Origin of the sequence: Streptomyces sp. NPDC048192 (genome assembly GCF_043202415.1) — a bacterium.
GTDB lineage: Bacteria > Actinomycetota > Actinomycetes > Streptomycetales > Streptomycetaceae > Streptomyces.
Window position 1 is genome coordinate 1 of the sequence record NZ_JBIDAL010000026.1, and the last position, 18,338, is coordinate 18,338.

The 18,338-nt window shown below is 72.7% G+C and carries 12 protein-coding genes and 1 pseudogene; 6 read left to right on the plus strand and 7 right to left on the minus strand.

The window, feature by feature from the left end:
• Positions 1-194, minus strand: a pseudogene (locus tag ACGFZN_RS37345) (citramalate synthase); the annotation flags it as partial.
• Positions 195-373: 179 nt separating this feature from the next.
• Between ACGFZN_RS37345 and ACGFZN_RS37350 the strand changes: the two are divergent.
• From ACGFZN_RS37350 to ACGFZN_RS37360, 3 genes are all read left to right on the plus strand, one after another.
• The gene (locus ACGFZN_RS37350) at positions 374-892 is read left to right on the plus strand and encodes a hypothetical protein (protein ID WP_393862925.1); all 519 of its coding nucleotides are present in this window, start codon (positions 374-376) and stop codon (positions 890-892) included.
• Between the two features lie 71 nt (positions 893-963).
• Positions 964-1,809, plus strand: a complete 846-nt coding sequence (locus ACGFZN_RS37355; RefSeq protein WP_393862926.1) for a DUF4097 domain-containing protein — start codon at positions 964-966, stop codon at positions 1,807-1,809.
• A gap of 193 nt (positions 1,810-2,002) precedes the next feature.
• Complete coding sequence (locus ACGFZN_RS37360) at positions 2,003-3,229, plus strand: cytochrome P450 (RefSeq protein ID WP_393862927.1); 1,227 nt, start codon at positions 2,003-2,005, stop codon at positions 3,227-3,229.
• Between the two features lie 99 nt (positions 3,230-3,328).
• Here the strand turns inward: ACGFZN_RS37360 and ACGFZN_RS37365 are convergent, their stop codons facing one another.
• Positions 3,329-4,906: an acyl-CoA carboxylase subunit beta gene (locus ACGFZN_RS37365; protein ID WP_393862928.1), complete on the minus strand. Its 1,578-nt coding sequence runs from the start codon at positions 4,904-4,906 to the stop codon at positions 3,329-3,331.
• Between the two features lie 500 nt (positions 4,907-5,406).
• On the opposite strand from ACGFZN_RS37365, the gene ACGFZN_RS37370 reads away from it, so the two are divergent.
• The 3 genes from ACGFZN_RS37370 (at position 5,407) to ACGFZN_RS37380 (ending at position 8,462) form a co-directional block, all read left to right on the plus strand.
• Entirely contained in the window at positions 5,407-5,817 is a 411-nt protein-coding gene (locus ACGFZN_RS37370; RefSeq protein ID WP_393862929.1) for a hypothetical protein, read from the plus strand.
• Positions 5,818-6,068: 251 nt separating this feature from the next.
• Positions 6,069-7,580, plus strand: a complete 1,512-nt coding sequence (locus ACGFZN_RS37375) for an FAD-dependent monooxygenase (protein WP_393862930.1) — start codon at positions 6,069-6,071, stop codon at positions 7,578-7,580.
• 123 nt (positions 7,581-7,703) lie between these two features.
• Positions 7,704-8,462 (plus strand): thioesterase II family protein, encoded by a 759-nt coding sequence (locus ACGFZN_RS37380; RefSeq protein ID WP_393862931.1) that lies wholly within the window; start codon positions 7,704-7,706, stop codon positions 8,460-8,462.
• Positions 8,463-8,538: 76 nt separating this feature from the next.
• Here ACGFZN_RS37380 and ACGFZN_RS37385 read toward each other — a convergent pair whose 3' ends face one another.
• The 5 genes from ACGFZN_RS37385 to ACGFZN_RS37405 form a co-directional block, all read right to left on the minus strand.
• Positions 8,539-9,423: a 3-hydroxybutyryl-CoA dehydrogenase gene (locus ACGFZN_RS37385; RefSeq protein WP_393862932.1), complete on the minus strand. Its 885-nt coding sequence runs from the start codon at positions 9,421-9,423 to the stop codon at positions 8,539-8,541.
• The gene (locus ACGFZN_RS37390; RefSeq protein WP_393862933.1) at positions 9,420-10,406 is read right to left on the minus strand and encodes a 3-oxoacyl-ACP synthase III family protein; all 987 of its coding nucleotides are present in this window, start codon (positions 10,404-10,406) and stop codon (positions 9,420-9,422) included. The genes ACGFZN_RS37385 and ACGFZN_RS37390 overlap by 4 nt, the downstream gene beginning before the upstream one ends.
• Position 10,407: 1 nt before the next feature.
• Positions 10,408-11,766: a crotonyl-CoA carboxylase/reductase gene (ccrA, locus tag ACGFZN_RS37395; protein ID WP_393862934.1), complete on the minus strand. Its 1,359-nt coding sequence runs from the start codon at positions 11,764-11,766 to the stop codon at positions 10,408-10,410.
• 55 nt (positions 11,767-11,821) lie between these two features.
• Positions 11,822-15,088 carry an amino acid adenylation domain-containing protein gene (locus ACGFZN_RS37400; protein ID WP_393862935.1) on the minus strand — a complete coding sequence of 1,089 codons (3,267 nt, stop codon included), beginning with the start codon at positions 15,086-15,088 and terminating at the stop codon, positions 11,822-11,824.
• 127 nt (positions 15,089-15,215) lie between these two features.
• Complete coding sequence (locus tag ACGFZN_RS37405; RefSeq protein WP_393862936.1) at positions 15,216-18,335, minus strand: type I polyketide synthase; 3,120 nt, start codon at positions 18,333-18,335, stop codon at positions 15,216-15,218.
• Positions 18,336-18,338 lie beyond the last annotated feature (3 nt).

Sequence of the window (18,338 nt, forward strand, 5' to 3'; positions counted from 1 at the left end):
GCGCCGGGCCAGCCGCCCTCGATGAAGCCGACGCCGAAGTCGTCCAGGTGCCGTGCGATGGCGAGCTTGTCCGCGACGGTGAGGTTGATGCCCTCGCGCTGCGCCCCGTCGCGCAGCGTCGTGTCGAAGACGTGGAAGGAATCGCCGAGTTCGCCGGTGGGTTCCCCGGTGCGTTCGCGCTGGCTGCTGCTCATGCCGATCTCGCTCCTGTAGGGGATCTCGGGGATCTCGGTCCACCGGTGGACCTGTTCCACCGTCCATCTATGGCCCCGTCCGCTCGCTTCCCGGTCGAGGATGGGCCGAGGAGCGCGCGCTCACCGTGGTGCGCCACACACGCTTGCTTATGGCATCACAATGCTGCCATAATGGCGTCATGGACCTCACCCCGTATGTCGAATCCCTCCACCGTGAACTCGCGGTGGCCGCCGAGGCCGGCGGGGAAGACGCCCGCGAGCTGGCCGAGCGGCTCATCGCTCCGCTGGAGTCGGCCACCCGGCTGACCATGCTCAACGTGCTCTCCGCCGCGATGGACGAGATCACCCGCGAACTCGCCCCCGGCTCGGTCGACGTACGGCTGCGCGGACTGGACCCCGACTTCGTCGTGACGCTGCCGCCCGGTGAGAACGGCCGGCCCGAAGCCGCGGCCGCGCCCGCCGAACCGCTCGTGGCACCGCCCGTGACCGAAGGCGAGGACGGGGGCACCGCCCGCGTCAACCTCCGGCTGCCGGCCCACCTCAAGGCCCGCGCCGAGGAGGCCGCGAGCCGCGAGGGCCTGTCGGTCAACGCGTGGCTGGTGCGCGCCGTGGCAGCCGCGGTCGAGGGCGGCAGCCGGCCGCGTACGACAGGGAAGACCCACACCGTCGGACAGGGCTTCACAGGCTGGGTGCGCTGACCCCGCCCGCTTCCCCCACCCCGCCCCCCACCGGCGGGGACGACCACGAGACCCATCAGGACGGGACAGCCATGCCTTCTTTCGACACTCCGGAACCGATCTCCGTCACCGCCCATGTGGAGGCCGGCTCGATCCGCTTCGTCGCGGGCGACCGCGCCGACACCCTCGTCGAGGTGCGGCCCCGCGACCCGAAGCAGGACCGGGACGTGCGCGCCGCCGAGCAGACCGAGGTCACGCACGCCGGCGGCGCCCTGACCGTCAGGACCCCCAAGCAGCGCACCTCCCTGCGCCGTCCCGGCACCGTCGACGTGACGGTCGAACTGCCCACGGGCTCACGTGTCGACATGACCGGCGGCTGGGCCCAGGTGCTCGGCGAGGGACGGCTCGGCGAGGTCCGCGTGAAGACCTCCTCCGGCGACGTCCGCCTCGACACCACCGGACCGCTGCAGCTGACCGCGTCGCACGGCTCGTCCACCGTGGACCGGGTCGAGGGCAAGGCCGAGATCACCACCAGCACCGGCAGCCTGCGCGTCGGCACCGTCGACGGCTCCGCCGTACTGAAGAACTCGCACGGCACGACGACCGTCGGCACCGTGACCGGTGAGCTGCGGGTGAGCGGCGGCCACGGCGACATCGACATCGCGCGCGCCGAGAGCTCGGTCGCCGCGACCACCGCCCACGGCAACGTGCGCGCCGCCGACGTGGCCCGCGGCACCGTCCAGCTGGAGACCTCCTACGGCGCCATCGAGATCGGCATCCGCGAGGGCACGGCCGCCTGGCTCGACGTCAGTTCGGGCTCGGGGCAGGTGCGCAACATGCTCACCGCCTCACAGGCCCCGGAGCAGAGCGTGGACACCGTCGAGGTCCGCGCCCGCACCCGGCACGGCAACATCGACATCCTGCGCGCCAAGCCCTGAGCCCCGGCTGCCCGCGGTTTCCCGCCCCTTCCCCTTCCGCCCATTCGCCTTCCGTCCCTTCAACCCTCCGCCCCTTCATCTTCCGCAGGGAGGACCCCATGACGAGCAGCTCCGCCATGCGCACACCAAGACGCACCGGCTCGCCGTCGCCCGCCGCCGTCCCTTTGCACCAGCCCTTACGGAAGGACACCCGATGAGCCACCCCGTTCCCGTCCCGCACGGCCTGCCCATGGAGCGCAACGCGGGGCCCTTCGACCCGCCCCGCGAGATCACCCGGCTGCGTGAGGCCCGCCCGGTCAGTCCCCTGATCTTCCCCGACGGCCACGAGGGCTGGCTGGTCACCGGCTACGACGAGGTCCGCCGGCTCATGGCCGACACCCGGTTCAGCTCCCGCCAGGACCTCGGCCCCCTCCACGTGCCGTACGAGGTCCCCGGCATGCCCGCCGTCACCGAACCCTCCCCCCAGGTGCCGGGCCTGTTCATCAGCATGGACCCGCCGGACCACACGCGGCTGCGGCGCATGCTCACCGGCGCCTTCACCGTCAAGCGCATGCGGGAACTGGAAGAGCACATCGGCGACATAGCCGAACGGCAGCTGGCGGAGATGGCGCGCCTGACCCCGCCGGTCGACCTGGTCAGGGAGTTCGCGCTGCCGGTACCGCTGCTGGTGATCTGCGAACTGCTCGGTGTCCCCTACGAGGACCGGGGGAGCTTCCAGGCCAACTCGGCCACGTTCATGGAGAAGGACGTGGAACTCGAGAAGAAGATGGCCGCCTACACCGGCCTGACCACGTACCTCGCCGAACTGGTCACGCGCAAGCGCGCCACCCCCGGCGAGGACATCCTCTCCGACCTCGCCGCCCGCGACGACCTCACCGTCGAGGAACTGACCGGCATCGCCTTCCTGTTGCTGCTCGCGGGCCACGAGACCACCGTCAACATGCTGGGGCTGGGCACCTTCGCGCTGCTGGAACACCCCGAGCAGGCGGCCGAACTGCGCGCCCACCCGGACCTGATGCCCGGCGCCGTCGAGGAACTGCTGCGCTATCTGTCCGTCGCCGACATCTTCTTCCGCTACGCCACGGAGGACCTCGAACTCGGCGGTGAGACCATCGGCGAGGGATCGACCGTCGTCGTCTCCCTCCTCGCCGCCAACCGCGACCCCCGGCGCTTCGACGACCCCGACACCCTGGACATCCGCCGCAACGCCCGCGGCCACCTGTCCTTCGGCCACGGCGTCCACCAGTGCCTCGGCGGGCAGCTGGCCCGCATCGAGATGCGCGCCGGCCTCTCCGGACTGCTGCGGCGCTTCCCGACCCTCGAACTCGCCGTCCCCGCGGACGAGGTGCGGCTCAGGACCGACATGAACATCTACGGCGTCCACGAACTGCCGGTCACCTGGACGCAGACGGCCCCGTAGGGCGGACGCGGCTGCGCGCGGCCGCGTGCCGTGACGGCGCTCGTGCCACCGGCTGCGGCCGGCGCGAGCGCCGTCACCGCATCCCTTCGCCACGGGGCGTCACTGGGGCTGGTTGCCGTGTTTGCGGGAGGGCAGCGCCGCGTCCTTGGCGCGCAGCACGGCGAGCGCGTCGATCAGCCTGATCCGGGTCTCCGCGGGGTCGATGACGTCGTCCACCAGGCCGCGTTCGGCGGCGTGGTACGGGTGCATGAGCTCCTCCCGGTACTCCTTGACGTACTGCGTGCGGGCGGAGGCGGGGTCGGCGGCGGCCGCGATCTCGCGCCGGAAGACGACGTTCGCGGCGCCCTCCGCCCCCATCACCGCGATCTCGTTGCCGGGCCAGGCCAGCGACAGGTCGGAGCCGACGGAGCGCGAGTCCATGACGATGTAGGCGCCGCCGTAGGCCTTGCGCAGGATCAGCTGGATGCGGGGAACCGTGGCGTTGCAGTACGCGTACAGCAGTTTCGCGCCGTGCCGGATGATGCCGCCGTGCTCCTGACCGACGCCGGGCAGGAATCCGGGGACGTCCACCAGGGTCACGAGCGGGATGTTGAAGGAGTCGCACATCTGCACGAAGCGGGCCGCCTTCTCGCTGCCGTGGATGTCGAGGACGCCGGCGAGCGCGGCGGGCTGGTTGGCGACGATCCCGACGACATGGCCGTCCAGCCGGGCCAGGGCGCACACCACGTTGGGCGCCCAGGCCTCGTGCACCTCGAAGAACTCGCCGGCGTCGACGAACTCCTCGATCACGGCGCGCACGTCGTAGGCACGTTTGTCGTCGGACGGCACCAGGTCGCGCAGGGCCGGGGTGAGCCGGTCGGGCCGGTCGGCGGAGGGTTCCGCCGGCGGCAGCTCGCGGTTGTTGGCGGGCAGGTGGGACAGCAGGTAGCGGACGTCGGCGAGGCAGCTCTCCTCGTCGTCGTAGGCGAAGTGGGCGACCCCGGAGAGCGTGGTGTGGGCGTCGGCGCCGCCCAGCTCCTCGTGGCTGATCCGCTCCCCGGTGACGGCCTGCACCACGTCCGGGCCGGTGATGAACATCTGCGCGGTGCCGCGCACCATGAACACGAAGTCGGTCAGCGCCGGGGAGTAGGCCGCTCCGCCCGCGCAGGGGCCCAGCATGACGCTGATCTGCGGGATCACCCCGGAGTTGCGGACGTTGCGCTGGAAGATCCCGCCGTATCCGGCGAGCGCGGTCACGCCCTCCTGGATGCGCGCCCCGGCGCCGTCGCACAGGCCCACGATCGGGGCCCCGGCCGTGGCGGCCATGTCCATGATCTTGTGGATCTTCTCGGCGTGCGCCTCGCCGAGGGAGCCGCCGAAGATGCGGAAGTCGTGGGCGTAGGCGAAGACGGTACGGCCGTACACCCGGCCCCAGCCGGTGACCACGCCGTCGGTGTAGGGGCGCCTGTCCTCCAGGCCGAAGCCGCTCGCCCGGTGTCTGCGCAGGGCCTCGACCTCGGTGAACCGGCCGTCGTCGAAGAGGAGCCCGAGCCGCTCGCGGGCGGTGAGCTTGCCCTTGGCGTGCTGTGCCTCGGTGGCCTGGTCGCCGGGCCCTCGGCGCACGGCGTCGCGTATGGCCTCGAGTTCGGCGACCGTGCCGCGCTGCTGCCCGACCGGCGTGTCGTCCAGGGCGGTCATGGGTTCTCCCTTCCGGCCGTCGCGTTGATCTGTCCGCCGAGGACGCGTCCGTGGTGATGACGCGTCCGTCGTGAGGGGCCCGTGCGTCCTCATGGGCTCAGGGGCCGGCGGCCAGTTTCCGCCGCGCCGCTCGAAGGCGGTTGGAGCGCCGGACGACGACGGCTTCGGCCGCGGTCGCGCTCCACCGCCGCGCGAGCGGTCGTCGAGCGCCGGGTGGAAGGCTCCGGCCGTGAGCTCCGATGCGGACGGTCATAAGCCTTCACGGAGCGCCGCGCCACCCGCCGGCGCCCCGCACCATCCCCCGAGGGGCACCGGCGGGTCCCTCCCTTCCCGGGCAGGCGGCGTGACCTGCGGCTTTACGAGCGGCAGCCCGTCCGTGACCTCATGACACATTCATGGTGCCATTTATGGCTCGCCAAGGCGCCATAAATGTGCCATGATGGAGTCACTGCAACGGAGCGACGCCGGGTCACGGCGTACGACGTAGAAGGAGTCCCGCCATGTCGGTCATCCTCAGCGACCAGGACAAGCTCACCGTGCGGACCGCCGCGTACGGGGCGGTGTCGCTGCTGGCGGCTGCTGCTGCCGGTACGGGTTCGCCGCACAAGGTGGCGGCTCAGGGCAGCATCGCGCTGCATTCGGCGACGGGTCTGATCGGGCATGTGCTGGCGGAGAAGGCGGAGGTCGGTGAGGTGGACGGCAGGTCCACCGCGGAGATCGCCGACCGGGTGCTGCCGGCCCTGACGGCGGCGATGGAGCTGCTGAAGAAGCAGGCGCCGGAGGAGGCGGGCAACTTCCGCAGCACCGTCCTGGTCGCCGTGGAGGCGGCCACCCGGACCGGCAAGGGCGAGCCGGGCCCCGTCCTGACCGCGATGACCGACAAGATCACCCAGGCCCTCGACGCCGCCTGACGACCGCGCCGGGCGCCGTCCCGGCACGCCGGCCGCGGCCGCCGCGGCGCCGGATGCCCCGACCCCGTCCGAGAGATCTCCGGCGGGGTCGCAGGCCTTCCCGCCCCCGCCGTGTCTGTCCCGCCGGCGGGACAGTCACGGCGGCGAAGTGCCCTGCACCGGTGCCGAGTTGTCTTGAACCGCTCATCCACGTGCGTGAACGTGGAGCCGATCCGACGACGCACCAGCCGCAGCGGAAAGAGGGGACCGACGTGGGACACACCGGCATGGACACGGATGTGGTGATCGCGGGCGCCGGGCCCACGGGCCTGATGCTCGCCTGCGAACTGCGGCTGGCGGGCGCCGACGTGGTGGTGGCCGAGCGGCTCACCGAGCGGTCGGGCGAGTCGCGGGCCGGCGGGATCCACTCGCGCACCCTGGAGGTGCTGGACCAGCGCGGCATCGTCGACCGCTTCCTCGTGGAGGGCCAGCTGCAGCCGGTGGGCCACTTCTCCGGCCTCTACCTCGACTTCGACGAGTCCGAGTCCCGGCACCCCTACCCGCTGATGATCCTTCAGTCCGCCATCGAGCGGCTCCTGGAGGAGTGGGCCGCCGAACTCGGCGTCCGCATCCGCCGTTCGTGCGAGGTGAGCGGGCTCCACCAGGACGAGACCGGCGTGACCGTCGAGCTGCGCACCGGTCAGGCGCCCGCGACGCTGCGCGCCCGCTACCTCGTGGGCTGCGACGGCGGGCGCAGCACGGTGCGCAAGCTGGCGGGCATCGCCTTCCCCGGCACCGAGCCGACCATGACCGCGCTGATCGGCGACGTCGAACTGCCCGACCTGCCCGAGGACTACGTCTGGGTGCGGCGCACCCCGGGCGGCGACTACTCGGCGATCGCCTTCGAGCCGGGCTGGTACCGGGTGATCACTTCCGAGTTCGACCGCGTCGCCGGCCGCGACGAACCCGTGACGTTCGAGCAGCTCAGGGAGTCGCTGATCAGGGTCGCGGGCACGGACTTCGGCATGCGCAACCCCCGGTGGGTGTCCCGGTTCAGCGACGCGGCACGGCAGGCCGCCCACTACCGCCAGGGCCGGGTGCTGCTCGCCGGCGACGCGGCGCACATCCACTTCCCGGCGGGCGGGCAGGGCCTGAACATGGGCGTCCAGGACGCGGTGAACCTCGGCTGGAAGCTCGCCTCGGTGGTGCGCGGTCAGGCGCCGGAGAGCCTGCTGGACACCTACCACGCCGAGCGCCACCCGGTCGGGGAGCGCGTGCTGCACAACACCCGGGCCCAGTCGGCCCTGGTCCGGCCCGGCCCGCAGACGGACGCGCTGCGCGACGTCTTCAGCTCCCTCATGGTGTTCGACGACGTCAACCAGTACCTGCGCCACATGCTGACGGCGCTGGACATCCGGTACCCGATCGACGGCGACCACCCGCTGGTGGGCCGGCGGGTCCCCGACGCCGACCTCGACGCGTCCGACGGCGTCACCCGTGTCCACGAACTGCTGCACTCCGCCCGCCCGGTCCTGCTGGACCTGACCGGCAGCGCCGACGTGGCGGCGGCGGCCAAGGGCTGGTCCGACCGCGTCGACCTGGTCGAGGCCCGCAGCGAGGACGGGCACTGGCCCGTCCCGGCACTCGGCGACATCGCCGCCCCCGCCGCGCTCCTCATCCGCCCCGACGGCCATGTCGCCTGGGCGGCCACCGCCGAAGCGGTCGACACCACCGCGCTCGAGGCCGCTCTCGCCACCTGGTTCGGCCCTGCCCTGCGGGGATGAGACACCGCCCGAAACCAACGGCCGCCCGGTCCGCCCGCGCGGGAACCGGCCCGCCGGCCCCCCCGACGAGCGACCCCGACGAGCGACCCGGACGAGCCGACCCGAGGAAGGGACACACCGACAGTGAAGAGCACGTGGTTGCGACGCTTCACCACCGCCACCGAGGACGGGCCGCGGCTCGTGTGCTTCCCGCACGCGGGAGGCTCCGCGACGGCGTTCAAGGACCTGGCGCGCAGGCTGCCCGCGCACGTCGACGTGGTGTCCGTGCAGTACCCGGGGCGCCAGGACCGCTTCCGCGAGGAGCCGTTCACCGACCTGGCCGCCCTCGCCGAGGCCGTGGCCGAGGAGCTGGCCCGCGAACTGGCCGCGGACGCACGGCCGTACGCCCTGTTCGGCCACAGCATGGGCTCCCTGGTGGCGTTCGAGACGGCCCGGCTGCTCGCGCGGCAGGGCCTGCCCGCCCCGCAGCGGCTGTTCTTCTCCGGCCGGGGCGGCCCGAACACCGGCAACGACATCCCCTACCACCTCTTCGACGACGACGATGTGCTCGCCGATGTCGGCCGGCTGGGCGGCACCGACCGGTCCATGCTCGAGGACCCCGACATGCTGGAGCTGGTGCTGCCGGCGCTGCGGGCCGACTACCGGGCGCTGGGCACCTACCGATGGCACGCCGGCGAGCCGCTCACGGCGCCGGTGACCGCCCTGATCGGGGACAGCGATCCGATCGCGACGGTCCAGGACGCCCGTACCTGGGGCGAACACACCACCGGCGACTTCACCGTGCGGGTCTTCCCCGGCGGCCACTTTTACCTCTTCGACCACCTCGACGAGGTCGCCACCGCCCTCGCCGAGGGACTGCTCGCCGAAGCGGCCGCCTCCTGACCTGCCGTCACCCGGCGGCCGGCGCGAAGGGGCCCGGCGGACCGTGAACGGTCCGCCGGGCCCCTTTCGGCATCGATCACGCGTACGTGTAGAAGCCCCGCCCGGACTTCTTGCCCAGCAGGCCGCCCTCGACCATGCGCAGCAGCAGCGGCGGGGGCGCGTACAGGGGCTCCTTGAACTCCTCGTACATGGCACGGGCGATGGACACGGTCGTGTCCAGGCCGATGAGGTCGGCGAGCCGCAGCGGGCCCATCGGGTGCGAGCAGCCCTGCATCATGCCCTGGTCGACGACCTCGGCCGTGGCCAGGCCCGACTCGACCATCCGGATCGCGGACAGCAGATACGGGAACAGCAGCGCGTTGACGAGGAAGCCCGCCCGGTCCGGTGAGGCGATCGGCTGCTTGCCGAGGACGTCGCGGACGAAGACCAGCGCCCGCGCGGCCACCGCCTCGTCGGTCAGCACCGAGGAGACCAGCTCGACGAGCGGCAGCGCCGGCACCGGGTTGAAGAAGTGCATGCCGAGCACCTGGCCCGGGCGCCGGGTCGCGGCACACAGCCGTACGACCGGGATCGAGGACGTGTTGGTCGCCAGGATCGCCCCCGGGTCTTCGACGATCTTGTCAAGGGCGGTGAACAGCTCCAGCTTGAGCTGCTCGTCCTCCTTGACCGCCTCGATCACCAGCTGGCGGTCCGCCAGCCGGTCGAGGTCGCGGGTGAAGGAGACCCGGGCCAGCGCGGCGTCGCGCTCCCCGGCGGTCAGCTTGCCCTTGGCCACGCCCCGGTCGAGGGAGGCGGCCAGCCGCTCGGGCGCGGAGCGCAGCGAGGTCTCGGAGAACACCGCGACCGTCACGTCCAGCCCGGCCTTCGCGCACAGTTCGGCGATGCCGGTGCCCATGATGCCGCTGCCGGCGACACCCACCCGTTCGATGCCCGCTGCGGTGCTGTGCGTGGCCGTGGTCATGCGGTCCCCCAGGTCAGAAGTGATGCTCCGATCGACATGCCCCCGCCGAAACCGGCGAGCAGCACCAGGTCGCCCGGCGACAGGGCGCCGGTGCGGTTGGCCTCGTCGAGGGCGACCGGCACGGAGGCGCTGCCGACGTTGCCGTACCTGATCAGGGTGCGGTGCGTCTGCGCGGCGCCCAGCCCGGTGCGTTCGACGACCTCGCCGAGCATCACGCCGTTGGCCTGGTGAGGTATGAAGTGGTCGACCGCGCCGATGTCCACGCCGGCCCTGCGGGCCAGCGCGAGCAGCGCGGGCGGCACGTGCTCGGCGACGAAGTCCCGTACCCCGCGGCCGTCCATCCTGAAGAAGTGGCCGCCCTCGGCGACGGTCGCCGCCGACGCCGGCCTGCGGCTGCCGCCGGCCTCGACCCGGATGAGATGGTGGGCGTCGCCGCGGCTGGACAGGTCGCTGGCGATGATCCCGTACGGCTCCGGCACCGCCCCGACGACCGCCGCGCCGGCGCCGTCGGCGAACAGGATCGCCGTCCTGCGGTCGGTGAAGTCCAGGATCCGCGAGTACACGTCCGCGCCGATCACCAGGACCCGGGCCTCGGGGCGGACGGTCACCAGGCTGTGGGCCAGCGCCAGTGCGTAGACGAAGCCGCTGCACACGACGTTGACGTCGAAGCAGGCGGCGCCGTAGGCGCCCAGGCCGTGCTGCACCAGGTAGGAGGTGGGCGGCTGCGGGAAGTCCCCGGTGGAGGTCGACAGGACGATGTAGTCGATCTGATCCGCCGTCAGACCGGCCTGGGCGAGAGCTCGTTCGGCGGCCCGCACGGCCAGGTCGGAGGTCGCCTCGTGCGGTGCGGCGTAGCGGCGGGAGCGGATCTGCGTCTTGCGCTCGATCCACTCCGCGGTGACGCCGACGCGCTCGGCGACCTCGTCGTTGCCCACCTCGTTCTTGGGCAGGTAGGAGCCGGTGGAGAGGATGCCGATCCCCATGTCAGGACACCTCTGCGCAGGCGGGGACACGGGAGCCGCGCAGCGGATTGAGCCGGGCCGCGCCGATCCGCTCCCGCAGTGCGGGGTCGGTGACGCCGAGCCCTTCCTCGGGGGCGAGGCAGAGCACGCCGACCTTTCCGATGTGCCGGTTCGTCTGCACCAGGCGTGCGGCTTCGCCGACGTCCTTCAGCGGGAACACCTCGGACAGCACGGGTGCGAGGTGCCCCAGCCGGAACAGCCGGATGCACTCCGCCTGCTCCTGGAGGTTGGCGGCGTGGCTGCCCACGATCCGCTTGAGGTTCATCCACAGGTAGCGGTTGTCGAAGTGGTGGTCGTAGCCGGTGCTGGACCCGCAGGTGACGACCGTGCCGCCCTTGCGGACGACGAACACGGAGATCCCGAAGGTGGCCCGTCCGACGTAGTCGAACACGACGTGCGGGTCCTCGCCGACCTGCCGCCGGATCTCCCGTCCGAGCCGCTTGCCCAGCTCGATCGTGCGCTGCGGGGTCAGCGGGTCGTCGCCGCCCAGGCCGATCTCGCTGCGGTCGATCACCACGTCGCAGCCGAGCCGGCGCAGCGCCTCGGCCTTGCGTGCGGAGCCGACCACGCCGACGGCGATGCCGCCCGCGTTCTTCACCATCTGCACCGCGTACGCGCCGAGACCGCCCGTGGCGCCCCAGATCAGCACGATGTCGCCCTGCTTGATCCGGGCGCCGTTGTCGCTGACCAGCATCCGGTAGGAGGTCGCCGCGGTCAGCAGCACACTCGCCGACTCCTCCCAGGTCAGATGGGCCGGCTTGGGCAGCAGTTGGCCGGCGCGCACCACCGCGTAGTGGGCGAGCCCGCCGAAGTTCGTCTCGTAGCCCCAGATCCGCTGGCCGGCCCCCAGCATGGCGTCGGCGTGCGTGGCCGGTTCCTGGTCGTCGACCTGGACGCAGCTGACGACCACGTGGTCGCCGGTCTTCCAGTGCCGTACCCCGGCGCCGACGCGTACGACGATCCCGGAGGCGTCCGAGCCCACCACCTGGTACGGCAGGTCGTGCCGGGCGGCGTACCCGCCCTGGCGGGCGTACCGCTGGAGGAAGTCGAAGGTGGGCACGGGCTCGAACGTCGCCGACCACACCGTGTTGTAGTTGATGGAGCTCGCCATGACGGCGACGACCACCTCGTCCGGTGCGATCTGAGGCATCGGGACCTGCCCGACGTGCAGCGACTTGCGGACGTCGTTGTCCGCCACGCCGTCGAACATGCCGACGTCGGAGGCGAGCAGATGCGCGGCCTCGTATTCCTGGGGGAGTTCGTGTCGCCCGATCTCGTCCGGGCCGGCCCCGGACAGCAGGGCTTCTGTCAAAGAATCCATGATTCCCTTTCTCCTTACCCCGCTGTTCGAAAAGCGGTCGGCGGCGAAGCGGCGCTCAGAGGACGGCGCCCTCCTTGGTCCTCCTGCGCAGGGTGGGCCTGCTGGAACGGCCGAGGTCCTTCCACATGTCCGACAGGCCGGTGATGGTGCGCGCCGCGAACAGGGCGCGGATGGACACCTCCTGCTTCAGCTCGGCCCGGATCAGGCCGACCAGCCGGATCGCGCGCAGCGAGTTGCCGCCGAGGTCGAAGAAGTCGTCGTCGATGCCGACCCGGTCCAGTTCGAGCACGTCGGCGAACGCGGCGGCCAGGATCCGCTCGGTCTCGTTGCGCGGGGCCCGGTAGGTGTCCTCCTCGGAGACGGGCTGCGGCAGCGCGGCCAGGTCCACCCGCCCTCCCGGCGTCACCGGCAGGCTCTGCAGCACCGTGAACACCGACGGCACCGCGGACTCCGGCAGCCGGGCCGCGGCGAACCGACGCAGTTCGTCGCCCGTGACGGTACGGCCGTCCACCGGGACGGCGTAGGCCACCAGACGCTGCTGCCCGGTGCCGTCGTCGCGGACGGTCACGACCGCCTGGGTGAGCGCGGGATGCTCGGACAGCACCTCTTCGATCCCGGCCGGCTCGACCCGGACGCCGCGTACGTCCGTGCCCGCGCCGGCGCGGGCCACGTGCTCGAGCCGGCCGTCGGCGCCCCATCGCACCCGGTCCCCGGTGCGGTACATGCGCGCTCCGGGCGGGCCGAACGGGCAGGGCACGAAGCGCTGCGCGGTGGGTGAGGGCCGGCCGAGGTATCCGCGCGCCACACCGGGTCCGGCCACGTACAGCTCTCCGGTCACGCCGGCGGGGACCGGCGCCAGGCCCGGGCCCAGGACGTACAGGGCGGTGCCGTCCAGTGGCTCACCGAGCGTGCCCGGCGTGACCGGTTCGCCGGCGGCCGGGCGCCGGCAGGCGGCGAAGACGGTGGTCTCCGCGGGGCCGTGGCCGGCCGTGATCGTCAGCTCGGGGCAGGCCGCGCGGACCCGGGCGAGCGCGGCCGCGGGCACCCGGTCGCCGCCGGTCCACACCTCGCGCAGCCCGGCGAGGCTCTCGGGGCGCTCGGCCGCGATCGCCGCGAACAGGGCCGGGGGCAGCCACACGGTGGTGATCCCGTGCGCGGCGTGCGCCTCGGCCAGGGCGTCGGCGCCGAGTTCGCCGGGGGGTGCCACGACCACGCGGCCGCCGCTCAGCAGGGGCGCCCACAGTTCGAGGGCGAGTGCGTCGCCGGTCTGCGGCGCGTGCCACAGCACGGTGCTCCGGTCCGTGTCCCGCCCGTGGTGGGCCAGGAGGAGGTGCGCCGTGTTCCGGTGCGTCACTCCGACGGCGCCGGCCGTGCCGGAGCCGTGGAGCACGGCCAGCAGGCTGTCCGGCCGGGCGTGCGGCGTGCTGTCGCCGTCGTCGCCGGTGGTGTCCGACGCGAGATCGCCGAAGAGCAGCGCCGGCACGTCCAGGGCGGCGGCCAGGGCGGGGGCCGTCGCCGCGTCGCCGAGCAGGGCGCGCACCGGGGCGTCGGCGGCCACCGCCGTGATCCGCGCGGCCGGTGAGGCCGGGTCGACCGGCAGGTAGGCCGCGCCGGCCTTCGCCACGCCGAGCAGGGCGACGGCGAGGTCCACCGACCGGGGCAGCGCCACCGCGACGACCGTCTCGGGGCCGATGTGCCGCCGGCGCAGCGCCCGGGCCAGGCGCTCGGACCGCTCGTCCAGTTCCCGGTACGAGACCGTGCCTTCGCCGGAGACCAGGGCGACGGCGTCGGGGTCCCGCTGCGCCTGCCGGGTGAACAGCTCAGGGACGGTCGGATCGGTCGCGGTCGCCTCGGTGGCGTCCGGCGCCCGGTCCACTACGGCGCCGCTCCCCACGTCCAGCGCGCCGACCGGCCGGTCCCCGGCGGCCACCACGGCACGGATGTGGGCGATCAGCTCCTCGCCGATGAAACGCAGTTCGGCGCGGGAGTACAGGCGGGCGGGGGCGTCGAGCCGGATGAACAGGTCGCTGCCGGCGGTGCCGTCGGTGTAGACGCCGACGGACAGTTCGTCGAAGGAGCCGGTGGTCCCGCCCAGGTAGCGGGCGGGGCTGCCGGCGAAGTGGAGCTGCTCGACGAACTCGACGACGTTCATGACGGCGCCGAAGCTGCCGCGCTCGCTCAGGGCAGTACCGCTCGCGCGCTGGATGTCCGAGTAGTGGCAGGCGGTGTGTCCGGAGATCTCGTAGGTGGCGTCGACCATCGCGTCGGCGATGTCGGTGAAGGTGGCGTTCAGCGGGATGCGCACCCGCACCGGTACGACGTTGACGGCGAGGCCGGGTGTCCTGCTCGCCACCCCGATCCGGTTGCCGACGGCGAGCGAGAGAAGGAACTCGGGGCGCTCGCAGCGGTGCCGGAAGTACACCGCGGCGGACGCGGTCAGCAGCGTGGACATCCACACGCCCATGGACTTGGCGGCCGCCGTCCACGCGTCCGCCTCGGCGCGGGGCACGGTCAGCGTCCGGCTGACCATGCCGATGGGCTCGGTGAGCTCACCCCAGCGGTCGGCGCCGCTCATCGGCTCGCAGAGGGCGGAGCGGGCCGCGTCGGACAGGACGGGGCGGGGGGCCTGGGCGGGGGCGGGCGCGTCGGCCAGGTAGGTGCGCCAGAACTCGGTGTCCTCGGCGAACCGCGGCGAGGCGAGGTACTCGGCGGCCTCGGCCGCGAACGACTCGGCGTCCCACGGGTGCGGCAGTTCGGGTGCGTCCTCGCCGCGCGCCAGCGCCGTGTACACCTCGGCGAGGCGCCGGGAGAGCAGGCCGCCGGTGCCGAACCCGTCCGAGACGAGGTGGTGGTAGGCGATCACGACGAGCGAGCGGGACGCCGCGAGTTTGACCACGCCCATCCGGAACAGCAGGTCCCGGCCCAGGTCGAACGGCTTGCGCAGCATGCCGGCCAGCGCGTCGCGCGCCGCCTGCTCGGGGTCGTCCTCGGCGCTGACGTCCAGGTGGAACGGCCGCCAGTCCCCCAGGTCGCGCGGGGTCAGCCGCAGTCCGCCGCCGTCGTCGGCGAAGGTGACGCGCAGCACCTCCGCCTCGCCCAGCACGTGCAGGAACGCGGATTCCATGATCTCGGCGTCCAGTTCGCCGTCCACGTCCCACATGGTCAGCGCATGGTTCAGCGTGTCGGCAGACATTTCCTCCGCCAGCCACAGTCCTTTATGCGCAGACGACGCAGCGAATGAACGCACACGGATCAACCCCTTGGAAGAACAGGCTTCGGAAGAACAGGTCCGGAATCGGAGGAATTCGCAGATCACCCTCACTTTCCGGGAAGGTGAATCAGCCGGTCAAGGCATCATGGCGCGGGGGCGGGACAAGCCGTCGCGGAGCTTGCGGTGTCCCGCCGGCGGGACATTCCCGCCGGCGGAAGTACGCCCGGGACTACGGGAATCACTGCGGGCCGGGTCCGGCCAGCAGGGACGTGATGTGCTCGGCCAGCAGGCGCGCGGACGGGTACCGCAGCACCAGGTTGGGCCGCAGTCTGCGTCCGGTCGAGGCGGTCAGACGTTTGCTCAGTTCCGACGACAGCATCGAGTCGAATCCGAGCTCGGTGAATTCCTGGTCGGGGCCGACCGATTCACCGGAGGGGTGGCCGAGCACGACGGCGATCTTCTCGCGGACGTGGTCGAGGACGAAGGCCTTCGCGTCGTCGGCGCAGAGGGCGGCGATCCGCTCCGGCAGGGCGATGACCTGGTCTTCTTCCGCGGGCGGCGCCGTCTGGGCCACCTGCGCCACCGCCGCGGTGGGCGAGGAGCTCAGCCAGTACCGCTGTCGCTGGAAGGCGTACGTCGGCAGGTCCACCCGCCGGCGCGTGCCGAACAGGGCGCCGAAGTCCACCGCTCCGCCGCGGACATGGAGCCCGGCGAGCGAGCCGAGCACGGCCTCCACCTCGCCCCGGCCCCGCCGCGACGACGACAGGACCAGCGCGTCGTCCACGTCCTCGACGATCTCCTGCACCGGGACGGTCAGCACGGGATGCGGGCTCATCTCGATGAACACCTTGAAGCCGTCGGCGGCAAGGCGTTGCACGGAGGACTGGAAACGGACCTTTTCCCGCAGGTTTTCGTACCAGTAATCGCCGTTCAACCGGGCGGTGTCGATGATTTCGCCGTACAGGGTCGAGTAGAAGGGCAGGTGCGAGGTTTTCGGGCGTACGTCGTTCAGCGCGCCGATCACCTGGTCGCGGACCCGGGTCACCTGGTGGGAATGGGAGGCGTAGTCGACCGCTATGCGGCGGGCCTGGGCGCCGTCGGCCTTCATCTTCTCGATGAATTCGTCGAGGGCGTCCGGTTCCCCGGACACCACCACGGAACGGGGTCCGTTGATCACGGCGACGCTCACCCGGTCGCTCCACGGCCCCAGCCGCTCCTCGACCACCTCCGCGGACTCCGCGACCGACGCCATCCCGCCGTGGCCGATCAGTTCCACCAGGGCCTTGCTGCGCAGCGCGACGGTCTTGGCGGCGTCCCGCAGGGACAGCGCACCGCACACGTGGGCGGCGGCTATCTCGCCCTGGCTGTGGCCCACCACGGCGGCCGGCTCCACGCCCCAGGACCGCCACAGCGCGGCCATGGACACCATCACCGAGAACAGCGCCGGCTGCACCACGTCCACCCGGTCGTAGGTGGGCGCCCCTTCCACGCCGCGCACCACGTCGAGCAGCGACCAGTCGACCCACTCGGCCAGTGCGGCGGCGCAGGCGTCCATGCTCTGCGCGAAGACCGGGAAGGCGTCGTACAGTTCGCGGCCCATGCCGACCCACTGCGAGCCCTGCCCGGGGAACACGAAGGCGACGCCGCCGAGGTTCCCCGCGGTGCCGCGGACGACCGCGGCGGAGTCCGCGCCGTCGCCCAGCGCCGCCAGGCCGCTCAGCAGTTCGTCGCGGCCGCGGCCGAGGACCACCGCGCGGTGCTCGAACCGGGTCCGGCCCGCCGCCAGCGACCAGCCGGCGCCGGCGAGGTCCAGGTCCGCGTTGCCGGCGAGGAAGTCGCGCAGCCGGCCCGCCTGCTGCTGCAGGGCCTTGGCGCTGCGCCCGGACACCACCCACGGGATGAGGCCGCCGACGACGCCCGGGTCCGGGGCGGGCCCGGCCGCCAGCTCCTCGGGCGGGGCCTCCTCCACGATCACGTGCGCGTTGGTGCCGCTGACCCCGAACGACGAGACCCCGGCCCGGCGCGGGCCGTCGGCCCGGGTCCAGGCGCGTCCCTCGGTGAGGATCTCCACCGCGCCGGACGACCAGTCCACGTGCTGCGACGGCGCGTCCACGTGCAGGGTCTTCGGCAGATGGCCGTGGCGCAGGGCCATCACGGCCTTGATGACACCGCCGACGCCGGCGGCGGCCTGGGCGTGCCCCATGTTGGACTTCAGGGATCCCAGCCACAGCGGCCTGCCCTCGGGCCGGCCCCGGCCGTAGGTCGCCAGCAGCGCGCCCGCCTCGATGGGGTCCCCCAGCGTGGTCCCGGTGCCGTGGGCCTCGACCAGGTCCACCTCCGAGGCGGCGACCCCGGCGTTCTCCAGGGCCTTGAGGATGACCTTCTCCTGGGCGCGGCCGTTGGGGGCGGTCAGCCCGTTGCTGGCGCCGTCCTGGTTGACCGCGCTGCCGCGGACGACGGCCAGCACCGGGTGGCCGTTGCGCCGGGCGTCGGACAGCCGCTCCAGGAGCAGCACCCCCACCCCCTCGGCCCAGCCGGTGCCGTCGGCCGCGTCCGCGAAGGCCTTGCAGCGGCCGTCGGCCGACAGCGCGGCCTGCCGGGAGAACTCCACGAACATCGCGGGCGTCGCCATCACCAGCGCCCCGCCGGCCAGCGCGAGCGAGCACTCCCCGGCACGCAGGGACTGCACCGCCATGTGCAGGGCCACCAGCGACGACGAGCACGCCGTGTCCACCGACACCGCAGGCCCGGTCAGGCCCAGTTCGTACGCCACCCGGCCGGAGGCGACGCTCAGCGCGCTGCCGTACAGCAGATAGCCCTCCAGTTCCTTCTGGCCGCCCTCCAGGAAGCGCCAGCCGTACTCGGAGGAGCTGATCCCGGTGAAGACGCCGACCTCGGAACCGCGCACCTCGGCGGGGACGATGCCGGCCCGTTCGAAGACCTCCCAGGACGTCTCCAGCAGCAGGCGGTGGTGCGGGTCGACGGCCAGGGCCTCGCGCGGGCTGAGGCCGAAGAAGTCGGCGTCGAAGCCGGCGACGTCCGTCAGGAACCCGCCCTGCCGGGTGTAGGCGTGGCCGACGGCGTCCGGGTCGGGGTCGTACACGTCCCGCCAGCCGCGGTCCTGCGGGAAGTCGCCGACGACGTCCCGGCCTTCGCGGACCACGTCCCACAGGTCCTCGGGCGTCGACACGCCGCCCGGATACCGGCATGCCATGGACACCACGGCGATCGGCTCGCCGCGCCCGGCCTTCAGGGCGTCGATCTCCTGCCGGAGGCGGTCCCGCTCCTCCAGGAGCGTGCGGAGCGCCCGCTGGACCCGGTCCGCGCCGTCCGCCGTGCGTTCCGCGGAGTTGGTCATGTC

Bases quoted from the DNA above. Each gene is read 5' to 3' on its own strand.
- ACGFZN_RS37350 (WP_393862925.1), top strand. From the start codon at position 374: ATGGACCTCACCCCGTATGTCGAATCCCTCCACCGTGAACTCGCGGTG.
- ACGFZN_RS37355 (WP_393862926.1), top strand. From the start codon at position 964: ATGCCTTCTTTCGACACTCCGGAACCGATCTCCGTCACCGCCCATGTG.
- ACGFZN_RS37360 (WP_393862927.1), top strand. From the start codon at position 2,003: ATGAGCCACCCCGTTCCCGTCCCGCACGGCCTGCCCATGGAGCGCAAC.
- ACGFZN_RS37365 (WP_393862928.1), bottom strand. From the start codon at position 4,906: ATGACCGCCCTGGACGACACGCCGGTCGGGCAGCAGCGCGGCACGGTC.
- ACGFZN_RS37370 (WP_393862929.1), top strand. From the start codon at position 5,407: ATGTCGGTCATCCTCAGCGACCAGGACAAGCTCACCGTGCGGACCGCC.
- ACGFZN_RS37385 (WP_393862932.1), bottom strand. From the start codon at position 9,423: ATGACCACGGCCACGCACAGCACCGCAGCGGGCATCGAACGGGTGGGT.
- ACGFZN_RS37390 (WP_393862933.1), bottom strand. From the start codon at position 10,406: ATGGGGATCGGCATCCTCTCCACCGGCTCCTACCTGCCCAAGAACGAG.
- ccrA (WP_393862934.1), bottom strand. From the start codon at position 11,766: ATGGATTCTTTGACAGAAGCCCTGCTGTCCGGGGCCGGCCCGGACGAG.
- ACGFZN_RS37405 (WP_393862936.1), bottom strand. From the start codon at position 18,335: ATGACCAACTCCGCGGAACGCACGGCGGACGGCGCGGACCGGGTCCAG.